The sequence below is a fragment of the Streptomyces ferrugineus genome (assembly GCF_015160855.1).
Taxonomy (GTDB): domain Bacteria; phylum Actinomycetota; class Actinomycetes; order Streptomycetales; family Streptomycetaceae; genus Streptomyces; species Streptomyces ferrugineus.
In genome coordinates this window covers 5,794,345-5,813,880 of the sequence record NZ_CP063373.1, presented here as the reverse complement: position 1 = coordinate 5,813,880, position 19,536 = coordinate 5,794,345, and the positions used below count along the sequence as shown (strand labels likewise).

Here is a 19,536-nt window from a genome sequence, read left to right as displayed (position 1 = left end):
CAGCGGATCAGGCCCGGAGGGTGAGCGCGATGAACGGCCCGGTGGTCGTAGGGGTGGACGGTTCGCCGTCGAGCATGGTGGCCGTGGAGGTCGCGGCGCGCGAGGCCGGGCTGCGGGGCGTGGGGCTCCGGCTGGTGCACGCCTTCGGCTGGCCGGCCGCGCACATACCGCCCGGCGGGCGGCCCTGGGACGCGGGCAGCGCCGGGGTGCGTGAGCTGCTCGACGGCACGCTCATCAGGGCCGAGCGGTGCGCTCACGACACGGCCCCGGGTCTGGAGATCACGCGTGAGGTCGTCGTCGGCGAACCGGTGACGGTGCTGGAGGTCGAGTCGCGCACCGCGTCCCTGGCCGTGGTCGGCAGCCGCGGCCTGAGCCGCTTCGGCGCCCTGCTGCTCGGCTCCACCGCGGGTCACCTGGCCGCCCACGCCGCCTGCCCGGTGCTGGTGGTGCGCCGCAGGCCCGATCCGGCCGGGCCCGTCCTCCTCGCCGTGGACGGCTCGCCCGCGGCGCGCGGAGCGGTCGAGTTCGCCTTCGCCCACGCCTCCCTGCACGGCGTGCGCCTGGTGGCGCTGCACGCCTGGAGCACCCGGACCGAGCGGGCGTACGAGGCGCCCGCCGACCCGCCCTTCGTCACGTACGACGAGGGCCGGCTGCACGACGAGGAGGAGCGGGTGCTCGCCGAGGCGCTGGGCGGGCTGCGCGAGCGGTATCCCGATGTCGCCGTGGAGCGCAGGCTGGTGCGCGGCCGGGTGCGGCACTCCCTCATCGAGGCCAGCGCCGATGCCGGGCTCGTGGTGGTCGGGGCGCGGGGACGGGGCGGATTCGCCGGGCTGCTCCTGGGCTCGGTCAGCCAGGCGGTGCTCCACCATGCCGAGTGCCCGGTCGCCGTGGTCCGCACCGAGGAGGAGTGAACCTCACAGGTCGGCGGTGTGGTCCGGGACGTAGGTCTGCAGTTCGCGCGGTGGTCGCCGGTAGCCGGTCGACTCCGGGCGTTCGGGCAGTTCCAGGACCGGTGGGGGCACGTCCTGGTACGGCACGGAGTCCAGCAGGTGGGCGATCATGTTCAGCCGGGCCCGGCGCTTGTCGTCGCTCTCCACCACGTACCAGGGCGCCTCGGTGATGTCGGTGTGCACCATCATCTCGTCCTTGGCCCGGGAGTAGTCCTCCCAGCGGGTGATCGACTCCAGGTCCATGGGGGACAGCTTCCAGCGGCGCAGGGGGTCCTCAAGGCGGCGCCGGAAGCGTTCCTGCTGCTCGTCGTCGCTCACCGAGAACCAGTACTTGCGCAGCAGGATCCCGTCCTCCACCAGCATCCGCTCGAAGATGGGGCACTGCCGCAGGAAGAGCTGGTACTCCTCCTTGGTGCAGAAACCCATGACGTGCTCGACGCCGGCCCGGTTGTACCAGCTCCGGTCGAACAGCACGATCTCCCCGGCGGCCGGCAGATGCTCGACGTACCGCTGGAAGTACCACTGGGTGCGCTCGCGCTCGGTCGGCTTGGGCAGGGCCGCGATCCGGGCCACCCGCGGGTTGAGGTGCTCCGTGACCCGTTTGATCGTGCCGCCCTTGCCCGCCGCGTCCCGCCCCTCGAAGATCACGACCAGCCGGGCGCCGGTCGCGCGCACCCACTCCTGAAGCCTCGCCAGCTCCGTCTGGAGGCGCAGCAGTTCCTTCTCGTACGTCTTGCGCGGCAGCTTCTCCACGTCGTCGCCGGCCATGCCGCCTCCCACAGCCGCACCGAACACCAGAACAGCACCGTACTGACGGGCGGCGCGCGGCGCACCCCGGACGGCCGACTTACGGCCCCTCGCGACTTACGGACCCTCGCATCGGGGGCACCGGGCGGGAGGGCAGGATGGGCCCATGGACGACGCCGATCCGCACATCCACGTCGAGCGGAGCGTGACCCGCTACGACGCCCGCGCGCGCAATCTGCTCGCCGGCACGTTCGGCCGGGTCGGCGATCTGCCGGAGACCGTCGACACCGGCTGCGGTCTGCGGGTGCCGTACGCGATGACCTCGTCGCGGCCGGAGAGCGTCACCTGCCTGGCCTGCCGCGAGCACGCTCGCGCGCAGCACCTGCGCCTCGCCGAGCAGATCGAGCGGCTGGGGTCCATGCCGGGCGCTGCCCTCACCGCGGACCAGGCGGGACAGGTCGCGGACCACCATCGGGACCTCGCGCGGAGGTTCTCCGACGGCGGCTGAGGCGCACGGGTGAATGCCGCCCGGTGCAGGACTGCCGCCATCGGCGACGGGGTACCCAGCGGCGCATGGCGGTGGACAGCAGGACCGGGCGGACGCGGACCGCGCCGTCCCGGCCGGGCGGCGGGCTCGGTCGGGCGTTGGCGCGCTGGGCGACCACGACCAACCACAAGGTGATCGGCAACCTCTATCTGACGACCGCCTTCGGCTTCTTCCTCCTCGGCGGTGTCCTCGCGCTGCTGATGCGGGCCGAACTCGCCCGCCCCGGGCTGCAGTTGTTCAGCAACGACCAGTACAACCAGCTGTTCACCGTGCACGGCACGGTCATGATGCTGCTGTTCGCGACGCCGCTGTTCGCCGGGTTCGCCAACGCCGTCATGCCGTTGCAGATCGGCGCCCCGGACGTGGCGTTCCCCCGGCTCAACGCCCTGTCGTACTGGCTGTACCTGTTCGGCGGCCTGATGGTCGTCGGCGGCTTCCTCGTACCCGGCGGAGCCGCGAGCTTCGGCTGGTTCGCCTACGCGCCCCTCAACAGCGCGGTCCGCAGCCCCGGCGCGGGCGGTGACCTGTGGACCATGGGCCTGGTGGTGACCGGTGTGTCCACCACCCTCGGCGCGGTCAACTTCATCACCACGATCCTGTGCCTGCGCGCCCCCGGCATGACCATGTTCCGGATGCCGATCTTCACGTGGAACACCCTGTTCACGTCGATCCTGATCCTGCCGGCGTTCCCGGTGCTCACCGCCGCCCTGCTCGCGCTGGAGGCGGACCGCAAGTTCGGGGCGCACATCTACGACGCGGCGAGCGGCGGTGCGGTGCTGTGGCAGCACCTGTTCTGGTTCTTCGGGCATCCCGAGGTGTATATCGTCGCGCTGCCGTTCTTCGGCATCGTCACCGAGATCATCCCGGTCTTCAGCCGCAAACCGATCTTCAGCTACCTCGGCCTCATCGGCGCGACCATCGTCATCACCATGCTGTCCGCCGTGGTGTGGGCCCACCACATGTTCGCGACAGGCGCCGTTCTGCTGCCGTTCTTCTCCCTGATGTCGTTCCTCATCGCCGTGCCCACCGGCATCAAGTTCTTCGCCTGGATCGGCACGATGATCAGAGGCTCGCTGTCCTTCGAGACCCCGATGCTGTGGGCCTGCGGCTTCCTGGTGACGTTCCTGCTGGGCGGCATGAGCGGCGTCCTCATCGCCTCCCCGCCGCTGGACTTCCACCTCACCGACTCGTACTTCATCGTCGCCCATCTGCACTACGTGCTGTTCGGCACCGTCGTCTTCGCGATGTTCGGCGGCTTCTACTTCTGGTGGCCCAAACTCACCGGGAAGATGCTCGACGAACGCCTCGGCCGGATCCACTTCTGGACCCTCTTCGTCGGCTTCCAGACCACCTTCCTGGTCCAGCACTGGCTGGGCGAACAGGGCATGCCCCGCCGTTACGCCGACTACCTGGCCGCGGACGGCTTCACCCTGCTGAACACCATCAGCTCCATCGGCGCGTTCCTGCTCGGCCTGTCCACCCTGCCGTTCCTGTACAACGTGTGGCGCACCACCCACTTCGGCCGACGGGTGGACCGGGACGACCCCTGGGGCTACGGCCGTTCCCTCGAATGGGCCACCTCCTGCCCGCCCCCGCGCCACAACTTCACGGCGCTGCCCCGGATCCGCTCGGAGTCCCCGGCGTTCGACCTGCACCACCCGGCCATCGCCAAGGAGTCCTGATGCGGACCGAATCCCGGCTCTTCGTCGGCGTCGCGGCGTTCTTCCTCGTCACGGCAGTCGGCTACGGCGTGAGTTCCGAGGAACCCGCGGGCACCGCCGTACTGCTCATCGCGTTTCTCATGGCCGCGCTCGTCGCGTTCTTCCTGCACATGCAGTACCGAAGGCGCGGCCTGCGCGCCCAGGACCGTGCGGACGCCGAGATCGCGGACACCGCCGGCCCGCTCGACTTCTTCCCGCCGCACAGCCCCTGGCCGATCACCATCGCCGCGGGATCCGTCCTCGCCGCGCTCGGCGTCGTCTACGGACTGTGGCTGTTCCTGCTGGGCGTCGGGGTGCTCGGACACGGGGTCGTCGGCATGGTGTTCCAGTACGCGGGCCGGGACGGTCAGCGCTCCAGCTCCTCCGCGGACGGCTCCCGTTCCTCCTCGCCCCGCAGCCCGTAGCTCCGCAGGACGTACCGCCGCTCCTCGTCGAGCGGCTCGTGGCGCTCCTCGTAGCCGCCCGCGAGGGTCTGCCGCAGCTCGCCGGTCTCCTCGCCCTCCGTCAGCCGCTCCTGGTCCGCCTCCCGCAGCGCCCGGCAGACACGTCTCGTCACCATGAACGCGAGCAGCGGCAGGACCAGGAACGAGATCCGGAACACCCAGGTCAGCGCGTTCACGGAGATCGAGAAGGCGTAGGCGATGATGTCGTTGCCGCCCGCCGCCAGCAGCACGCCGTAGCAGCTGATCGCCGCGACCCCGAGTCCGGTGCGCACGGGGTGGTCGCGGGGGCGGTCGCACAGATGGTGCTCCTCGCGGTCGCCGGTCACCCACCGCTCGGCGAACGGGTACGCGTACAGCACCGCGAACAGCACCCCCGGCAGGACGACCGCGGGCAGCAGCACGTTCCACATCAGCGTGTGCCCGGCCACCGTCGTCTCCCACGGGGGCACCAGGCGCAGCGAGCCCTCCAGGAAGCCGACGTACCAGTCCGGCTGAGAGCCCGTCGACACGACGTCCGCGCGGTAGGGGCCGTACGCCCAGATCGGGTTGGTCTGCGCCACCCCCGACAGCAGCGTCAGGACACCGAACACCATGAAGAACAGACCACCCGAGGAGGCCGCGAACTGCGGGACCATGGGCTTGCCCACCGCGTTGCGCTCTGTGCGGCCGCGGCCCGCCCACTGGGTGTGCTTGAGATAGAACACCAGGATCAGATGCACGGTGACGAGCGCGAGCAGCAGTCCGGGGAGCAGCAGGATGTGCAGCGCGTACAGCCGCGGGATGATCTCCTCGCCGGGGAACTCGCCGCCGAAGGCGAAGAACGACACATACGTGCCCACGACCGGGATCGACAGCATGATGCCCTGGGCGATCCGCAGGCCCGTACCCGACAGCAGGTCGTCCGGCAGCGAGTAGCCGGCGAACCCCTCGGCCAGCGCCAGCAGGAACAGGGTCACGCCGATCAGCCAGTTGACCTCGCGGGGCCGGCGGAACGCGCCGGTGAAGAAGATCCGCAGCAGATGCACCCCGATCGCGGCGAGGAACACCAGGGCCGCCCAGTGGTGCATCTGACGGATCAGCAGGCCGCCGCGCACATCGAAGCTGATGTCCAGCGTCGACTCGTACGCGGCCGACATGCGCACCCCGGCCAGAGGGGTGTACGAGCCGTGGTAGACCACCTCGGTCATCGAGGGGTGGAAGAACAGCGTCAGCCATACGCCGGTCAGCAGCAGGACGACGAAGCTGTAGAGGGCGATCTCGCCGAGCAGGAACGACCAGTGGTCGGGGAAGGCCTTCCGCAGCAGTCCGCCGCCCTCGGAGAGGGGCAGCCGCCCGTCGATGTAGTCCGTGGTGCGCTCAGCGGCATGACGGGCCCGGGCGCCGGCACGAGCCCTTCTCCTCCTCCACAGCACGGATCACGAGTCCCCCGGCGCCCGCGCCGGGAAACGGACTGTCACGAACGATCACCCTTCGGCTTCCCCCGCTGGTCGGGTGTGCCGTGCGGCGGCGGGCTGAAGGGCTCCGGCGAGGTCGCGGGGGACACCGGGGAACCCGCCCGCCGTGCGCCGCTCTCGGGGCGCAGCGCGCCGGGGTCACCGGACGTCGGCTCGGCGCCGGACTCGAGCTGCTCCAGTCGGGTGGCCAGCAGTTCGGTCACCGGGAGCCGGTCGGCGTGCGCCCGCTCATAGGCCAGCAGCTCCTCGACCTCGCCGGCGGACAGCGACCGTACGCGGCTCTCCAGACCGCCGATCGGCAGGTGGTCGTAGTCGGGCAGCGGCAGGGTGCTACGGGTGGGGTCGGCCATGGTTCTCACTTCCCTCGGTGTCACAGGTGCGCGCCTCATGGCTGCCTCGGACGGCGCCGGACGTCACGTGCTGCCCGGCCCGCCACCGCCGAACGACCCGCTGCCGCCGGCGCTCCAGCGGCGCCGTTTGCGTGAGGGGCCCGGCCGGGTGGGCAGGTTGCCGTGGGCGGGCATGTCGTGCGGGGTGACGCGGTGGTCGCTTCTGGGCACCTCGGCGGGCTCGCGGTTCTCCCGGACCTCGTGGACCGGGCCCTCCGCCGGCAGCCGGGGCTGTTCCCCGGGACGGGGCGGACCCGGTTCGCGGCGCCTGACCCGGATGCCCAGCGCGAAGGCGCCGACGAGCAGCGCCACGACGGCCACACCCGCGACGAGCAGACCGACGGCGAGCGCGCCCGAGGGCGCGGCGATGTCCATCCAAGCGGTATCCATGGCGCGCGAGTACCCCTGGCACCACACGTGAACCCGAACACCGCGACCGGCCCGGACACCGCGACCGGCCCGGACGCCCGGGAACACCGGGTTTGGCGCCCGCGGCTCCGGCTACCCGCCCCGTGTGACATCCACGACATCCCAGCAAGAGCTCGTCCGGTTCCTCGAGGACCGCTTCGCGTGCGCCCAGGCCTGTACGGACTGCGCCCGTGCCTGTGCGCTGCGCGCGAGCCTGGTGGATCCGGACGGGACCCAGGAGCAGGAACTCCTGCGGCGCAAGGGCATCATGTGCGCGGAGGTCTGCGACGCGACCTGCCAGGTGCTGTCCGAGCAGAACCTCCTCGACGAGGCCGCGATCCGCGCTCAGCTCGAGTGGTGCAGGTCGGTGTGCGTGGAGTGCGCGCACACCTTCGACAGCCGTCCCGGTGGTGAAGAGGCCGCCGAGGCGTGCCGGAAGTGTGCGCGGGCGTGCACCGACTTCATAGGGAGCCTCGCCTGACCGTTCCCAATTTCTGAAACACGTTCTACGGTGTGCGCCGTCAGGACCGCCCTTGGGGAGCCTGGAGGCGCCGTGCATCTCGAATACACGCCCGAGCAGCAGCGGCTGCGCAGCGAACTGCGCGACTACTTCGCCGAACTGGTGCCGGACCTCGCACAGACCCGCTTCACCGACCCGGCAGCCCAGAAACGCCACTACCGCCGCACCATCCGGCGGCTCGGCGCCGACGGCTGGCTCGGTGTGGGCTGGCCCAAGGAGTACGGCGGACGTGGCCTGACCACGATGGAACAGTTCATCTTCTTCGACGAGGCCGCCCAGGCGGGCGTACCGCTGCCGCTGATGGCGCTCAACACCGTCGGCCCGACGATCATGCGGTACGGCACCGACGAGCAGAAGGCGTACTTCCTGCCGAAGATCCTCTCCGGCGAGATCGACTTCGCGATCGGCTACAGCGAGCCCGAGGCGGGCACCGACCTCGCGTCCCTCAGGACGCGCGCGGTGCGCGACGGCGACGACTACGTCGTCAACGGCCAGAAGATCTGGACGACCAACGGCGACACCGCCGACTGGGTCTGGCTGGCCGTGCGCACCGACCCGGACGCCCCGCCCCACAAGGGCATCACCATGCTCCTCGTGCCGACCACCGAACCCGGCTACTCCTGCACCGTCATCAACACCCTCGCCTCGCACGACACCACGGCCAGCTACTACGAGAACATCCGCGTCCCCGTCTCCCGCCGCGTCGGCGCCGAGAACCAGGGCTGGCGCCTGATCACCAACCAGCTCAACCACGAGCGCGTCACCCTCGCCGCCCACGGCACCATGGCCATCCGCGCCCTGCACGACGTCCAGCGCTGGGCGATGGAGACCAAGCTCGCCGACGGCCGCCGGGTGATCGACCTGCCCTGGGTGCGCCGCCGCCTCGCCCAGACCCACACCAGGCTCGACGCCCTCAAGCTCCTCAACTGGCAGATGGTCAGCGCCGTCCAGGACGGCACCCTCACCCCGCAGGACGCCTCCGCCGTCAAGGTCTACGGCTCCGAGGCGCGCCGCGACGCCTACGCCTGGCTGATGGAGATCGTCGCCGCACCAGGGGCGCTGAAGGAGGGCTCGGCGGGCGCCGTACTCCACGGCGAGCTGGAACGCGGCTACCGCTCGGCCGTCATCTTCACCTTCGGCGGCGGCAACAACGAGATCCAGCGGGAGATCATCTCCTGGATCGGTCTGGGAATGCCGAGGGTGCGGCGTTAGCCTGCGGGCATGGGTGATCCCGGGCTGTTCACGCCGAACTCCGTGACCTGGCAGATGCACGGCGACCCCATGATGTGGGTCGCTGGAATCCGCGCGCTCTACCTCCAGGCCCTGCACCCGCGCGCGGTGCGCGGCGTCATGCAGAACTCCACTGCGTTTAATCGTCAAAAGAGTGGCCGCCAGGACGCCTGGGGGCGCCTGCTGCGCACCGCCAACTTCGTCGGCACCATCACCTACGGCACCACCGAGGCCGCCGAGAGGGCCGGCGCCCGGGTACGCAGGATCCACAGCATGCTGAGCGCCACCGACCCGGACACGGGGGAGCGCTACGGCGTCGACGAACCCGAACTGCTGCTGTGGGTGCACTGCGCCGAGATCGACTCCTATCTGCACGTCGCGAGCCGCTCCGGCCTCCGCCTCACCGACGCTCAAGCCGACCGCTACATCGACGAACAGCGGGCCAGCGCCCGCCTGGTGGGCCTGGACCCGGACGCCGTACCGGCCAACCGGGCTGAGCTGGCGGAGTACTTCGAGAAGGTGCGCCCCGAACTGGAGTGCGGACCCGGGGCGCGCGCGGTGGACGACTTCCTGCTCCGCCCGCCGACGCACCCCCTTCTCGTCCCGGCGCGTGAGGTGCTGTGGCGGCGCGTGGCGCACATGGCCTACGCCGCCCTGCCGCCGTACGCCCACGAGCTGTACGGCAGAGCGGCCCCGAAACCCGCCACCGTCACCCGTCAGTTGCGTGCCACGGGCACCGTGCTGCGCTGCGTTCCCGCGCGTCTGCGCTGGCAACTGCCGCCCAAACACATCCTGCGCGCCATGGCACGACTCGGTCCCGGCTCGCGCCCGGCCCCGTACAAACTCGGACGACAGCTCGCCATACTGGACGGGCCGGGGGAGGGCGGAGCGGACCGTGACGTAACGGGGGGCGAGCGCGGGAGATGGGGGACAGCAGGCTGATCCAGGGCCGGTACCGGCTGCTCGAGCTGATCGGGCGCGGCGGTATGGGCGAGGTGTGGCGTGCGCGCGACGAGTCGCTGGGCCGGCACGTCGCCGTCAAGTGCCTCAAGCCGCTGGGACCCCACCACGACCACTCCTTCACCCGGGTCCTGCGGGAGCGGTTCCGCCGCGAGGCCCGGGTGGCCGCGGCCCTGCAGCACCGCGGGGTGACCGTCGTCCACGACTTCGGCGAGTCCGACGGCGTCCTCTTCCTGGTCATGGAGCTGCTTCAGGGCCGCAACCTCAGCCAGCTCCTGGAGGACAACAAACACCATCCGCTGCCCGTCCCGGACGTCGTCGAGATCGCCGACCAGGTCGCCGCCGCCCTCGCCTACACCCATCAGCAGGGCATCGTGCACCGCGACCTGAAGCCGGCGAACATCATGCGGCTCGCCGACGGCACGGTGAAGATCTGCGACTTCGGCATAGCGCGCCTGGCCCACGACATCGGCTTCACCTCCCGGCTGACCGGCACCGGCATCGCGATGGGCACCCCGCACTACATGTCGCCCGAGCAGATCGGCGGCGAGGAGGTGGACCAGCGCAGCGACCTGTACTCACTGGGCTGCGTGCTGTACGAGATCGCCACCGGGGTACCGCCGTTCGACCTGGACGACCCCTGGGCGATCCTCGTCGGCCACCGCGACACCCCGCCCCGGCCACCGCGCAGCCACCGCGACGAGCTGCCCGAGTACGTCGAGCGGGTCATCCTCGATCTGCTGGCCAAGCGCCCCGAGGAACGCCCGCACGACGGCCGCGAGTTGGGCCGCCGGATCAGCCTGGGCCGTACGACCCCGGAGTACGTGCCGACCGTGGTGACCCCGCAGCCCGCCCTCAGGCCCCCGGAGCCCGCGGCCCGCGAGCCCCGCCTGCCGTCCTGGACCCGCGGCATGACCACCGGCCACAAGGCCACCGGCGCCGCACTGCGCACCACACCCCCGGACGCCGGGGCCGGCCTCACCGGCGAGTGGATCCCGCGGCCCGCCACCGGACGGCCCGACGAGACCGCCGTACCCGAGGAGCCGCCCGCCCCGTCCGCGGCGACGCTCACCGCGCTGGCCGGACGGCACAACGCCGGGCTCAGCCTCGGCCGGCTGGGCCGCTGGACCGAGGCGGGCGAGGTGCACCGGGCCGTCGCCGCCGAGCGCGAGCACCTCCTCGGCCCCGACCACCCCGACACCCTCGCCAGCCGCTACGAGGTCGCCTTCACCCTCAGCCGCACCGGCCGCGCCGCCGACGCGCTGCGCGAGTACAAGCACGTCGCCCGCGCCCGCAGCCTGTCGCTCGGCCCGGACCACCCCGAGACGCTCGCCGCCCGGCAGGAGATGGCGTACGTGCTCGGCCAGTTGGGCCGCCACTTCGACGCGCACCAGGTCTACACCTCGGTGCTGATCGCCCGCGAGCGCGCCATGGGCGCCGACCACCCCGACACCCTGCGCTGCCGCCACAACCTCGCCTTCAACCTCAGCAGGCTCGGCCGGCTGGAGGACTCGTACCGCATGGCCGACGAGGTCGCCGCCGCCCGCGCCCGCATCCTCGGCCCGCACCATCCCGACACCCTGGTGACCCGCTACGAGGTCGCCTACGCACTAGGCCAGTTGGGCCGCTGGACGGAGGCCCTGCAGACCTACCGCGAGGTCGCCGAGGCCCGCGCCCAGGCCCTCGGCCCCGACCACCCCGACACGCTCTCCGCCCGCTACGAGGTCGGCATCAGCCTCGGGCGGCTCGGCCGCAGCGCGGAGGCGCTCCAGCTCTACCGCGACCTCGTCGACGACCGCACCCGCGTCCACGGCCCCGCCCACCCCGAGACCCTGCGCGCCCGCCACGGCCTCGGCGTCAACCTGGGCCGCCTCGGCCGCTGGGAGGAGGCGCTCGCAGAGTCCCGCGACGTCTGCGCGATCCGCGAGCGCGTGCTGGGCCCCGACCACCCGGACACCCTGGTCAGCCGACGCGAGGTCGCCGTGAGCCTCGGCTGGCTGGGCCGCTGGCCGGACGCGCTCACCGAGTACCGCACAGTGGCCGCCGCCCGTGAACGCGTGCTGGGCGCCGACCACCCCGACACCCTCGCCAGCCGCAACGACGAGGCCCACTGCCTGCAACAGCTCGGGCGGGAGGCGGAGGCGGTCGAGCTGTACCGCCGGGTGGCGGTGCTGCGGCAGCAGCGGGCGTCCGGCGGCCCGTGAAGGCCGCCCTATGGCCGACCTAGATCATCACGTGTTACGAAGAACCATGGCCGCACACGAGGCACACCCGGGACACCGTACGTACGACGCCGTCATCGTCGGCGCAGGCCACAACGGCCTGGTCGCCGCCGCCTATCTGGCCCGGGCCGGCCGGTCCGTGCTGGTGCTGGAGCGGCTGGACCACACCGGGGGCGCCGCCGTGTCCACACGGCCGTTCACCGGGGTCGACGCACGGCTCTCCCGCTACTCGTACCTGGTCAGCCTGCTGCCCAGGAAGATCGTGCGGGACCTGGGCCTGGACTTCCGCGTCCGCACCCGCGACATCTCCTCCTACACGCCCGCCGAACGCGACGGACGGCCCACCGGACTGCTGGTGGGCGGTGGCGAGCGGCGCACCCGGGAGGCGTTCGAGCGGCTGACCGGCGGCGAGCGCGAGTACGCGGCGTGGCAGCGCTTCTACGGCATGACCGGCGAGGTCGCGCGGCGCGTGTTCCCGACGCTCACCGAGCCTCTGCCCGGCCGCGAGGAGCTGCGCCGGCGGGTCGACGACGAGGACGCCTGGCGCATCCTCTTCGAGGAGCCGATCGGCGTGGCGATCGAGGACCGCTTCACGGACGACCTGGTGCGGGGCGTGGTCCTCACGGACGCCCTGATCGGCACCTTCGCCGACGCCCACGACCCGTCGCTGAAGCAGAACCGCTGCTTCCTCTACCACGTGATCGGCGGCGGCACCGGCGACTGGGACGTCCCCGTCGGCGGCATGGGCGCCCTCACCGACGCACTGGCCAAGGCGGCACGCGAGGCGGGCGCGGTCCTCGTCACCGGGCACGAGGCGCTGCGCGTCGACACGGACGGCCGGACGGCCGAGGTCACCTACCGCACGGCCGACGGCGAGGGCGTCGCCGCCGCCCGCCACGTCCTGGTCAACGCCTCCCCACAGGAGCTGGCCACCCTCACCGGCGACACGCCCCCGGCGCCCGCCGAGGGCGCCCAGCTCAAGGTGAACATGCTGCTCAGACGTCTGCCCCGGCTGCGTGACCGCTCCGTCGACCCGCGCGAGGCGTTCGCCGGCACCTTCCACATCGCCGAGGGCTACGACCAGCTCGCCACCGCCCACGCCCAGGCCGCCGCGGGCGAACTCCCCGCCGCGCCCCCGTCCGAGATCTACTGCCACTCCCTCACGGACCCCACGATCCTCGCCCCCGACCTCGTCGAACAGGGCTACCAGACCCTCACCCTCTTCGGCCTGCACACCCCGGCCCGGCTCTTCGAGCGCGACAACGACGCCGTGCGCGACGAGCTGCTGAAGGCGACCCTCGCCCAACTCGACGCCCACCTCGCCGAGCCGATCGCCGACTGCCTGGCGACCGACGCCGACGGGCGCCCCTGCATCGAGGCGAAGACCCCCCTCGACCTGGAGCACGACCTGCGGCTGCCCGGCGGCAACATCTTCCACCGCGAGCTGGCCTGGCCCTACGCCCAGGAGGGCACCGGCCGCTGGGGCGTGGAGACCCGGCACGCGAACGTGCTGCTGTGCGGGGCGGGCGCGGTGCGCGGGGGAGGGGTGAGCGGGGTGCCGGGGCACAACGCGGCGATGGCGGTGCTGGAGGCCGCCGACCAGGGCGTGTTGTGGAACCAGGCCTAGGCGCGGGCGCCACCGTCCACCTGGAGGACCACGCCGGTGACATAGGACGCGCGGTCGCTCAGCAGCCATGCGGCGGCCTGGGCGATCTCCTCCGGGTCGGCGGCCCGGCCCAGCGGGCTCAGTGCGGTGGCCCGGTCGATGATGCCGGGGGAGTTCCGCTCCCACTCGTCGACCATCTCGGTGAGGGTGAGCCCGGGGGCGATGGCGTTGACCCGGATGGCCTCGCGGCCGTACGTGACGGCGGCCGACGCGGTCAGGCTGTTGACCGCCTGCTTCATCGCGCCGTACACCGGCAGCTCGGGGTTGGCGGCGAAGCTGCCCACGCTGGAGTTGTTGACGATCGCGCCGTGTCCGGCGGTGGCCCGGATGGCGGCGATCTCGGCCTTCATCGCCAGCCAGGGACCCTTGAGATCGACGGCGCCGATCCGGTCGAACTCGGCCTCCGAGAGCTGGTCCAGCGGGCCGGGCGGCTGGATCGTCGCACCGTTGTTGAAGGCGACGTCCAGGCGGCCGTACAACTCCACGGCCCGGTCGACGGCGGCCCGCACACTGTCGGCGTCGGCCAGGTCGCACCGCACGAAGTCCGCGGTGCCGCCGGCCGCTCCGATCTCCTCGGTGACCGCCTTGAGCTGCGCCTCGGTGCGCGCCGCGAGCAGCACTCGGGCCCCTTCCCGGGCGAACAGCCGAGCGGCGGCGGCGCCGATGCCACGGCCGGCGCCGGTGACGAACGCGACCTTGCCCTCGAGCAGACCGGTCGCGGTGGTGATCGATGTGTCGTTCATACCGTCGAGCCTGCGACCGGCCGCAAGGCCCAGCCAGGCACCGGCTGTACCTGGCTGGGCTCCCGGACGCATGCGCACACTGGACGGGTGGACCGACGACAACTGGCCGACTTCCTGCGCAGCCGGCGCGAGCGCATCGCGCCCGCGGACGTGGGGCTGCCGAGCGGGCCGCGGCGCCGTACGCCGGGACTGCGCCGCGAGGAGGTGGCGCAGCTCGCGTTCATCTCGACCGAGTACTACACACGGCTGGAGCAGGCCCGCGCCCCGCGCCCCTCGCGCGAGGTGCTGGCCCAGCTCGCCCGCGCCCTGCGCCTGTCGGACGCCGAGCGGGACCACCTCCACCACCTCGCCGGGACCCCGCCCGGACCGCCGCCGGGGCCCTCGCGCGAGGTCCGCCGGAGCATCGTCGACCTGCTGCACCGGCTGCCGCACGCGGCCGCGATCGTGATCTCGGCGACGTTCGAGATCATCGCCTGGAACGACCTCGCGGCCGCCCTGATGGAGGACTTCTCCGCCCTGCCCCGCCGCGACCGCAACCTCGTCCGGCGCGCCTTCCTGGGCCCGCACCGCGACGGCCGGCGGCTCTACGGAGTGTCCGACGTGACCGAGTTCGCGCGGCACTCCGCACAGCGGCTGCGCGCCGCCGCGGCCCGTTACCCGGACGACCCGGAACTGACCGGGCTGGTCCGCGAACTCCTGGCCGGCAGCGAGGAGTTCGCCCGGCTGTGGGCGGCCCACGACGTGACCGCCGCTCCCACGCTCCGCAAGACCTTCGACCACCCGGTCGTCGGCCCGGTCACCGTCGACTGCGACGTGCTCGACATCGCCGACCGCGACCAGCGGGTCGTCATCTACACCGCCACCCCCGGCTCGCCGTCCGAGGAGGCGCTGCGGCTGCTGTCCGTCGTCGGCACCCAGCGCCTGGACGTCCCCGGCTGAACCGTCAGTTTGCGCAGGCGGACCAGCCGTTCGCGGTGATCCGCGCCGCGTCCGCCGGCCGGGCCTCGTCGAAGAGCACGGTGCGCCTCGTCTCGACGCGCACACCGTCCACGTACGCGCCACGGCCCACGTACCGCCGGTCCGTGGCGTACCGCCAGCGCAGCGTCAGCCCCCGGTGCGCGGGGAGCCGCGCCGTGAGCCGGTGCCAGACCCGGCCGGACCAGCCGGTGACCGTGCCGGTCGGGTGGGACTGCGGCGGCTCGCCGTGGCGGACCGTGGTGAAGGGGAGCGGCTGCCAGGTGGTGCCGCCGTCGGTCGTCGTCTCCAGGGTGAGGCCGTCCGCCTCGGGCTCGGTGTCCCACCACAGGGCGCAGCACAGCCGCGCGTCACCGCCGGACGTGTCCAGCGCGGGGAGGGCGAGGGTCGCGGTCGTGGCGCTCGCCATTCCCGAGAACCATGCCGTACGGCCGTGTCGTGGCCGGACCGGCACGGCGCGGGCCAGGTTGTCCGCCGCGGCGACCCGGGGCGCGGAGCCGGAGCGCCAACCGCGCACCGGGTGCACCGAGTTGCCGAGCACGACGAGGAAGGAGTCGGTCGTCGGGTCGAGGACCAGCGAGGTGCCGGTGAAGCCGGTGTGCCCCGCGGTGCGCGGAGTGGCCATCGCGCCCATGTACCAGTGCTGGTAGAGCTCGAAGCCGAGGCCGTGCTCGTCGCCGGGGAAGGCGGTGTTGAAGTCGGTGAACATCAACTCCACCGACTCCGGCCGCAGGACGCGTGCGCGGCCGTAGCCGCCGCCGTTGAGCAGCGTCCGGCCGAGGACCGCGAGGTCCCACGCGTTCGAGAACACGCCCGCGTGGCCCGCGACTCCGCCGAGGCTGAAGGCGTTCTCGTCGTGCACCTCACCCCACACCAGACCGCGGTCCAGGCCGGACCAGGGTCTGCGGGCGTCCTCGGTGGCCGCGATCTTCGGTTTCCAGGCGGCGGGCGGGTTGTAGCGGGTGCGGCGCATGCCGAGCGGGCCGGTGATCTCGTCGTGGAGGAGGGTGTCGAGCGTACGGCCGGTGATCTTCTCCAGGACCAGTTGGAGGGAGATCAGGTTCAGGTCCGAGTACAGGTAGGCGATGCCGGGCGGGTCGATCGGCGCCTCGTCCCAGATGAGCTGGAGCTTCTCCTCGTACGTCGGCGCCTCGTACAGCGGGAGCCAGGCGCGGAACCCGGAGGTGTGGGTGAGGAGCTGACGTACCGTGATGTCCTGCTTGCCCGCGCGGCCGAAGTCCGGGAGGTAGGAGGCGACCGTCGCCTCCAGTCCGAGGGCGCCCCGCTCGATCTGCTGCACGGCGAGGATCGAGGTGAACAGCTTGGAGACCGAGGCCAGATCGAAGACGGTGTCCTCGGCCATGGCGAGCTGCTGGTCGGCCGGGAACTCGACGCCGGTGTCGGTCTCCTCGTCGTACGCCCGATAGCGCACCGCCATCCCGATCGGCTGGTGCAGGGCCACGGTGCCGCCACGCCCGGCGAGCAGGACGGCGCCCGCGTACCAGGGGTGCGTGGGGGAGGGGCCCAGGAACGCCTCGGCGTCGGTGACGAGTCGGCGCAGGTGATCGGGGAGGAGGCCGGCGCGTTCGGGGGAGCCGTGGCGAAGGGTGGGGCGACCGGACGCGGCTGCGGCCGGGGCGGCGGGTAACGGGGCGAGGGCCAGGGCACCGCCCAGAGCCAGGGTGCCCAGTTGACGGCGGGTAGGTCTCGGTTGACGGCGGGCAGGTCTCGGGATCACCTCATCGGTCATCGTGAAACCTTCCTGTCGGGTGCCGGTCGTGTCAATGAGGCGTGAGCGTTCCAGGAGGCGAGCAGAAAGCTGACGGAGCATCAGGAAACCCCTTCCGTCCTCCGGAGGACTCCGGCATCCTGCGCCCATGCAGACGGAGCTGAGCAAGAAACTGGGAGTCGAGCACGCCATCTTCGGCTTCACGCCGTTCCCCGCCGTCGCCGCGGCCATCAGCCGGGCCGGCGGTTTCGGAGTGCTCGGCGCGGTCCGCTACACAGCACCGGACGACCTCAAACGCGACCTCGACTGGGTCGAGGCACATGTCGACGGCCGGCCCTACGGCCTCGACGTCGTCATGCCGACGAAGAAGGTGGAGGGCGTCACCGAGGCCGACGTCGAGGCGATGATCCCCGAGGGGCACCGGCAGTTCGTCAAGGACACCCTCGCCAAGTACGGGGTTCCCGAACTGGCCGAGGGAGAGGCGGCCGGCTGGCGGATCACCGGATGGATGGAGCAGGTCGCCCGCACCCAGCTCGACGTCGCCTTCGACTACCCGATCAAGCTGCTCGCCAACGCCCTCGGCTCACCGCCCGCGGACGTCGTGGCGCGGGCCCACGACCGGGGCGTGCTCGTCGCCGCCCTCGCGGGCAGCGCCCGCCACGCCCGCAAGCACCAGGAGGCGGGCATCGACATCGTCGTGGCCCAGGGCTACGAGGCCGGCGGCCACACCGGTGAGATCGCCTCCATGGTGCTCACCCCGGAGGTGGTGGAGGCGGTCGACCCGCTGCCCGTACTCGCCGCCGGCGGCATCGGAAGCGGCCAACAGGTGGCTGCCGCACTGAGCCTCGGCGCCCAGGGTGTGTGGCTGGGCTCCATATGGCTGACCACCACAGAAGCGGACATGCACTCGCCCGGCCTCACCGCCAAGCTGCTCGCCGCCGGCTCCGGCGACACCGTCCGCTCCCGCGCCCTGACCGGCAAGCCCGCACGCCAGTTGCGCACCGAGTGGACCGACGCCTGGGACGACCCGAACGGGCCCGGCACCCTCCCCATGCCCCTCCAGGGACTGCTCGTGGCCGAAGCCGTCTCACGCATCCAGAAGTACGAGGTCGCGCCCCTGCTCGGCACGCCCGTCGGCCAGATCGTCGGCCGGATGAACAGCGAACGCAGCGTCCAGGCCGTCCTCGACGACCTCACCCGCGGCTTCGAGCGGGCCGTCGACCGCATCAACCGCATCGCCGGAAGGAGCGGCCAGTGACCAGCACCCCCGCGGCACACACCGTCAACACCCCGCCCGTCGGCTTCTGGGCCCAGGCCGCCGCCGACCCGGACCGCCCGGTCCTGGTCGCCCCCGACGGCGAGCGATGGACCGCCGGGCGCCTGCACGCAGCCACCAACCGCCTCGTCCACGGCCTGCGCGCGGCCGGCCTCCAGCGCGGCGACGCCTTCGCGGTCGTCCTGCCCAACGGCGTCGAGTTCTTCACCGCCTACCTGGCGGCCTCCCAGGCCGGCTTCTACCTGGTCCCCGTCAACCACCACTTCGTCGGCCCCGAGATCGCCTGGATCGTCGCCGACTCCGGCGCCAAGGTGCTCATCGCCCACGAGCGCTACGCCGACCCCGCGCGCCGGGCCGCCGACGAGGCGGGCCTGGCGGCCACCCACCGGTACGCTGTGGGTCAGGTCGAGGGCTTTAGGCCCTACGCCCAACTCCTCGACGGACAACCGGAGTCCGCGCCCGCCGACCGCACTCTCGGCTGGGTCATGAACTACACCTCGGGCACCACCGGCCGCCCCCGCGGCATCCGCCGCCCGCTGTCCGGCAAGCCCCCCGAGGAGGCCTACCTGGGCGGCTTCCTCGGCATCTTCGGCATCAGGCCCTTCGACGACAACGTGCACCTGGTCTGCTCACCGCTCTACCACACCGCCGTGCTCCAGTTCGCCGGCGCGTCCCTGCACATAGGGCACCGGCTGGTGCTGATGGACAAGTGGACGCCCGAGGAGATGCTCCGCCTGATCGACACCCACAAATGCACGCACACCCATATGGTCCCGACCCAGTTCCACCGCCTCCTCGCCCTCCCCGAGGACGTACGGGCCCGCTACGACGTCTCCTCCATGCGGCACGCCATCCACGGCGCGGCCCCGTGCCCCGACCATGTGAAGCGGGCGATGCTCGACTGGTGGGGCCCCTGTGTGGAGGAGTACTACGCCGCCAGCGAGGGCGGTGGTGCCTTCGCGACCGCCGAGGACTGGCTGAAGAAGCCCGGCACCGTCGGCAAGGCCTGGCCCATCAGCGAACTCGCTGTCTTCGACGACGACGGCAACCGCCTCCCGCCCGGCGAACTCGGCACCGTCTACCTCAAGATGAACACCGGAGGCTTCGCCTACCACAAGGACGAGGCCAAGACGAAGAAGAACCGCATCGGCGACTTCTTCACGGTCGGCGACCTCGGCTACCTCGACGAGGACGGCTATCTCTTCCTCCGCGACCGCAAGATCGACATGATCATCTCCGGTGGGGTCAACATCTACCCGGCCGAGATCGAGTCCGCCCTGCTCGCCCACCCGGCCGTCGCCGACGCCGCCGCCTTCGGCATCCCGCACGACGACTGGGGCGAGGAGGTCAAGGCCGTCGTCGAACCGGCCCCCGGCCACGAACCCGGCCCCGCGCTCGCCGCCACCATCCTCGACCACTGCGCTGGTCAACTCGCCGGCTACAAGCGGCCCAAGAGCGTCGACTTCATCGCCGAGATGCCGCGCGATCCCAACGGCAAGCTGTACAAGCGGCGGTTGCGGGAACCGTATTGGGAGGGGCGTACCCGGCCCGTGTGA

General features: G+C 72.0%; 18 protein-coding genes. 12 read left to right on the top strand and 6 right to left on the bottom strand.

From position 1 onward, the window contains the following. Positions 1-29: 29 nt before the first annotated feature. Positions 30-911, top strand: coding sequence for a universal stress protein (locus IM697_RS26235; protein WP_194038567.1), 882 nt, complete (start codon positions 30-32; stop codon positions 909-911). A 3-nt stretch (positions 912-914) separates the two neighbouring features. On the opposite strand, the gene ppk2 is transcribed toward IM697_RS26235, so the two are convergent. Further along, on the bottom strand, positions 915-1,718 hold the full coding sequence (gene ppk2 / locus IM697_RS26230; RefSeq protein WP_194038566.1) for a polyphosphate kinase 2: 804 nt from the start codon (positions 1,716-1,718) through the stop codon (positions 915-917). A gap of 145 nt (positions 1,719-1,863) precedes the next feature. Here ppk2 and IM697_RS26225 point away from each other — a divergent pair, with 145 nt between their 5' ends. From IM697_RS26225 to ctaF, 3 genes are all read left to right on the top strand, one after another. Continuing rightward, positions 1,864-2,205: a hypothetical protein gene (locus IM697_RS26225; RefSeq protein ID WP_194038565.1), complete on the top strand. Its 342-nt coding sequence runs from the start codon at positions 1,864-1,866 to the stop codon at positions 2,203-2,205. 65 nt (positions 2,206-2,270) lie between these two features. Beyond that, on the top strand, positions 2,271-3,926 hold the full coding sequence (ctaD, locus tag IM697_RS26220) for an aa3-type cytochrome oxidase subunit I (RefSeq protein ID WP_194038564.1): 1,656 nt from the start codon (positions 2,271-2,273) through the stop codon (positions 3,924-3,926). Continuing rightward, the gene (gene ctaF, locus IM697_RS26215; protein WP_194038563.1) at positions 3,926-4,369 is read left to right on the top strand and encodes an aa3-type cytochrome oxidase subunit IV; all 444 of its coding nucleotides are present in this window, start codon (positions 3,926-3,928) and stop codon (positions 4,367-4,369) included. Before ctaD ends, ctaF begins: the two co-directional genes overlap by 1 nt. Here ctaF and qcrB read toward each other — a convergent pair. From qcrB to IM697_RS26200, 3 genes are all read right to left on the bottom strand, one after another. Continuing rightward, positions 4,312-5,820, bottom strand: a complete 1,509-nt coding sequence (qcrB, locus tag IM697_RS26210; RefSeq protein WP_194038562.1) for a cytochrome bc1 complex cytochrome b subunit — start codon at positions 5,818-5,820, stop codon at positions 4,312-4,314. The genes ctaF and qcrB overlap by 58 nt on opposite strands. Before the next feature lie 41 nt (positions 5,821-5,861). After that, positions 5,862-6,212, bottom strand: a complete 351-nt coding sequence (locus IM697_RS26205) for a DUF8129 domain-containing protein (protein WP_194038561.1) — start codon at positions 6,210-6,212, stop codon at positions 5,862-5,864. A gap of 63 nt (positions 6,213-6,275) precedes the next feature. After that, positions 6,276-6,641, bottom strand: coding sequence for a DUF6479 family protein (locus tag IM697_RS26200; protein ID WP_194038560.1), 366 nt, complete (start codon positions 6,639-6,641; stop codon positions 6,276-6,278). 124 nt (positions 6,642-6,765) lie between these two features. Here IM697_RS26200 and IM697_RS26195 point away from each other — a divergent pair, with 124 nt between their 5' ends. From IM697_RS26195 to IM697_RS26175, 5 genes are all read left to right on the top strand, one after another. Next, positions 6,766-7,140, top strand: a complete 375-nt coding sequence (locus IM697_RS26195) for a four-helix bundle copper-binding protein (RefSeq protein ID WP_194038559.1) — start codon at positions 6,766-6,768, stop codon at positions 7,138-7,140. Positions 7,141-7,212: 72 nt separating this feature from the next. Then, positions 7,213-8,391, top strand: a complete 1,179-nt coding sequence (locus IM697_RS26190; protein ID WP_194038558.1) for an acyl-CoA dehydrogenase family protein — start codon at positions 7,213-7,215, stop codon at positions 8,389-8,391. Between the two features lie 9 nt (positions 8,392-8,400). Further along, on the top strand, positions 8,401-9,351 hold the full coding sequence (locus tag IM697_RS26185) for an oxygenase MpaB family protein (protein WP_194038557.1): 951 nt from the start codon (positions 8,401-8,403) through the stop codon (positions 9,349-9,351). Continuing rightward, complete coding sequence (locus tag IM697_RS26180; RefSeq protein WP_194038556.1) at positions 9,333-11,573, top strand: serine/threonine-protein kinase; 2,241 nt, start codon at positions 9,333-9,335, stop codon at positions 11,571-11,573. The genes IM697_RS26185 and IM697_RS26180 overlap by 19 nt, the downstream gene beginning before the upstream one ends. Positions 11,574-11,619: 46 nt before the next feature. Next, entirely contained in the window at positions 11,620-13,218 is a 1,599-nt protein-coding gene (locus IM697_RS26175) for a phytoene desaturase family protein (protein ID WP_228044175.1), read from the top strand. Here IM697_RS26175 and IM697_RS26170 read toward each other — a convergent pair. Beyond that, positions 13,215-14,000: an SDR family NAD(P)-dependent oxidoreductase gene (locus IM697_RS26170; RefSeq protein WP_194038554.1), complete on the bottom strand. Its 786-nt coding sequence runs from the start codon at positions 13,998-14,000 to the stop codon at positions 13,215-13,217. The two genes, IM697_RS26175 and IM697_RS26170, sit on opposite strands and share 4 nt — an antisense overlap. 87 nt (positions 14,001-14,087) lie before the next feature. Here IM697_RS26170 and IM697_RS26165 point away from each other — a divergent pair, with 87 nt between their 5' ends. After that, positions 14,088-14,939 carry a helix-turn-helix transcriptional regulator gene (locus tag IM697_RS26165; RefSeq protein WP_194038553.1) on the top strand — a complete coding sequence of 284 codons (852 nt, stop codon included), beginning with the start codon at positions 14,088-14,090 and terminating at the stop codon, positions 14,937-14,939. 4 nt (positions 14,940-14,943) lie between these two features. On the opposite strand, the gene IM697_RS26160 is transcribed toward IM697_RS26165, so the two are convergent. Next, positions 14,944-16,725, bottom strand: a complete 1,782-nt coding sequence (locus tag IM697_RS26160; RefSeq protein WP_194038552.1) for a serine hydrolase domain-containing protein — start codon at positions 16,723-16,725, stop codon at positions 14,944-14,946. A gap of 127 nt (positions 16,726-16,852) precedes the next feature. Here IM697_RS26160 and IM697_RS26155 point away from each other — a divergent pair, with 127 nt between their 5' ends. Next, complete coding sequence (locus tag IM697_RS26155; RefSeq protein WP_194038551.1) at positions 16,853-17,962, top strand: nitronate monooxygenase; 1,110 nt, start codon at positions 16,853-16,855, stop codon at positions 17,960-17,962. Then, on the top strand, positions 17,959-19,536 hold the full coding sequence (locus IM697_RS26150; RefSeq protein ID WP_194038550.1) for an acyl-CoA synthetase: 1,578 nt from the start codon (positions 17,959-17,961) through the stop codon (positions 19,534-19,536). The genes IM697_RS26155 and IM697_RS26150 overlap by 4 nt, the downstream gene beginning before the upstream one ends.